Raw genomic sequence first — 3,136 nt, forward strand, 5'->3', positions numbered from 1 at the left:
GAGGGGTCAGTGGGCGGCGGGGGCCGGGCCGGAGCTGGCCCGCACCGTCAGCCGCGGAGGCAGCAGTTCCAGGCGCTCCCCGCGCTCGCCGCGCACCCTGGCCATCACCAGCTCCACCGCGCGGCGGCCCATCTCGTGGGCGGGGATGGCCACCGAGGTCAGGCGCACGGACGCCTGGACGGCCACCTGGTCGGGGCAGATGGCGACCACCGACACGTCCTCGGGCACGGCCCGGCCCTGCTGGCGCAGCAGACTCAGCAGCGGATCGATGGCGGCCTCGTTCTGCACGACGAAGCCGGTGGTGCCGGGACGCTCGTCGAGGATGCGCGAGAGCGTCCCGGCCATCGCCGCGTAGCTGCCCTCGCAAGGCCGGTGCAGCAGCCGCACCCCCAGCTCGGCGGCGCGGGCGCGCAGCCCGTCGCGGGTGCGCTCGGCGAAACCGGTGTGCCGCTCGTAGACGGCGGCCGCCTCGCCGACCACCGCGATGTCGCGGTGCCCCAGCTCGGCCAGGTGCTCCACGCACAGCGCGCCGGTGGCGGTGAAGTCCAGATCGACGCAGGTCAGCCCGGACGGGTCGGCGGGGATGCCGATGAGGACGGCGGGGCGGCCGGTGTCGCGCAGCAGCGGCAGGCGGGCGTCGTCCAGCTCGACGTCCATCAGGATCATCGCGTCGGCCAGCCCGCTGCCCACCACCCGCCGCACCGCCTCCGGGCCCTCCTCACCGGTCAGCAGCAGCACGTCGTGGTCGTGGGCGCGGGCGGTGGTGGCGACGGCCAGGGCGATCTCCATCATCACCGGCACGTACATGTCGGTGCGCAGCGGCATCATCAGGGCGATGATGTTCGACCTGCTGCTGGCCAGCGCCCGCGCGCCGGCGTTGGGGTGGTAGCCCAGCTCGCGGATGCTCTGCTCGACGCGTTCGCGGGTGGCGGCGGAGATGGAACGCTTTCCGCTGAGGACGTAGCTCACGGTGCTGGCGGAGACTCCGGCGTGCCGGGCGACCTCGGCGAGGGTGACCATGGGCTCTCCAGGGCGGTGCGGGAAGCGGCTGAGGTGAAGCGCTTCGACAGGGAATCTGCGGACCGACCCTAAACCCGACCTGACCGCCTGTCCAGATGCTCTGCGACGGGTTGTCGAAGCGCTTCAACAAGTGACCGCATACGGGTGCACCGCACCCCGGAAACGGTACGTACCGTGCGCAACGGGTACACGCACCGCGCAGCACCCGTTGCGCAGTCCCCGGCAGTCCTCCGCAGTACCAGGCAGTGCGAGGTGAACCGCGATGGCAGTCTCCGAACGCGAAGCACGACAGGTGGCCGAGGCCGCGAGGGAGCAGGACTGGCGCAAGCCGAGCTTCGCCAGGGAGCTGTTCCTCGGCCGCTTCCGCCTCGACCTGATCCACCCCCACCCCCGGCCCGCCGAGGCGGACGCCCGGCGCGGCGAGGAGTTCCTCGCCAGGCTCCGCGCCTTCTGCGAGACGGAGATCGACGGCCTGCGCATCGACCGCGAGGGGCTTGTCCCCGACGAGGTGGTCAAGGGGCTCAAGGAACTCGGCGCGCTCGGCATGAAGATCGACCCCGAGTACGGCGGCCTGGGCCTGAGCCAGCTCCACTACAACCGCGCCCTGGCCCTGGCCGGATCGGCCAGCCCCGCCGTCGGCGCGCTGCTGTCGGCACACCAGTCGATCGGTGTGCCCCAGCCGCTGAAGATGTTCGGTACCGAGGAGCAGAGGAAGGCGTTCCTGCCGCGCTGCGCCCGGGGCGACATCTCGGCCTTCCTGCTCACCGAACCGGACGTCGGCTCCGACCCGGCCCGCCTGGCCACCACCGCCGTACCCGACGGTGACTCCTACATCCTGGACGGCGTGAAGCTGTGGACCACCAACGGCGTCGTCGCCGACCTGCTGGTGGTCATGGCGCGCGTACCGGCCTCGGAGGGCCACCGGGGCGGCATCACCGCCTTCGTCGTCGAGGCCGACTCCGAGGGCATCACCGTGGAGAACCGCAACGCCTTCATGGGCCTGCGCGGCATCGAGAACGGCGTCACCCGCTTCCACCGCGTCCGCGTCCCGGCCGCCAACCGGATCGGCCCCGAGGGCGCCGGGCTGAAGATCGCGCTGACCACCCTCAACACCGGCCGCCTCTCCCTGCCCGCGATGTGCGCCGGAGCGGGCAAGTGGTGCCTGAAGGTCGCCCGCGAGTGGTCCGCGGCCCGTGAGCAGTGGGGCAAGCCGATCGCCCGCCACGAGGCCGTCGGCAGCAAGATCTCCTTCATCGCCGCCACCACCTTCGCCCTGGAGGCCGTCCTCGACCTCGCCTCCCAGATGGCCGACGACGACCGCAACGACATCCGCATCGAGGCCGCCCTCGCCAAGCTCTACGGTTCGGAGATGGCCTATCGGATGGCCGACGAGCTGGTCCAGATCCGCGGAGGGCGCGGCTTCGAGACCGCCGACTCCCTCGCCGCCCGCGGCGAGCGCGGCGTACCGGCCGAGCAGATGCTGCGCGACCTGCGCATCAACCGCATCTTCGAGGGTTCCACCGAGATCATGCACCTGCTCATCGCCCGCGAGGCCGTCGACGCCCACCTGTCGGTCGCGGGCGATCTGGTCGACCCGGACAAGACCCTCACCGACAAGGGCCGCGCCGCCGTCCGCGCCGGCGGCTTCTACGCCCGCTGGCTGCCCAAACTGGTCGCCGGACCCGGCCAACTGCCCGGCTCCTACCGCGAGTTCCACCCCGCCGGCCACCCCGACCTGGCCGCCCACCTGCGCTACGTCGAACGCGCCTCCCGCCGCCTGGCCCGCGCCACCTTCCTGGGCATGTCCCGCTGGCAGGCGAAACTGGAGGGCAAACAGGGCTTCCTGGGGCGCATCGTGGACATCGGCGCCGAGCTGTTCGCCATGAGCGCGGCCTGCGTACGGGCGGAGATGCTGCGCGCCCGCGGCGAGAACGGCCGCGCCGCCTACCAGCTCGCCGACGCCTTCTGCCGCCAGGCCCGCCTCCGCGCCGAGGAACTGTTCGGCCGTCTGTGGGACAACACCGACGACATCGACCGCAAGGTCGTGCGCGGCGTGCTGGGCGGCGCGTACACCTGGCTGGAGGAGGGTGTCGTCGACCCCTCCACCCCCGGCCCC

At 72.4% G+C, this 3,136-nt stretch carries 2 protein-coding genes; one reads left to right on the forward strand and one right to left on the reverse strand.

The annotated features are described in order from the left end of the window. Positions 1 to 6 precede the first annotated feature (6 nt). Entirely contained in the window at positions 7 to 1,020 is a 1,014-nt protein-coding gene (locus L7D48_RS27640) for a LacI family DNA-binding transcriptional regulator (protein WP_237883656.1), read from the reverse strand. A gap of 262 nt (positions 1,021 to 1,282) precedes the next feature. On the opposite strand from L7D48_RS27640, the gene L7D48_RS27645 reads away from it, so the two are divergent. After that, positions 1,283 to 3,136, forward strand: a 1,854-nt coding sequence (locus tag L7D48_RS27645) for an acyl-CoA dehydrogenase family protein (RefSeq protein WP_237883658.1), incomplete at its 3' end; no start/stop codon positions are given.

It is taken from the genome of Streptomyces sp. ICN903 (assembly GCF_022015835.1).
GTDB lineage: Bacteria > Actinomycetota > Actinomycetes > Streptomycetales > Streptomycetaceae > Streptomyces > Streptomyces fenghuangensis.

What these genes read in the sequence shown, in the direction of transcription:
- L7D48_RS27640 (WP_237883656.1), bottom strand. Translation starts at nt 1,020, where the DNA reads ATGGTCACCCTCGCCGAGGTCGCCCGGCACGCCGGAGTCTCCGCCAGC.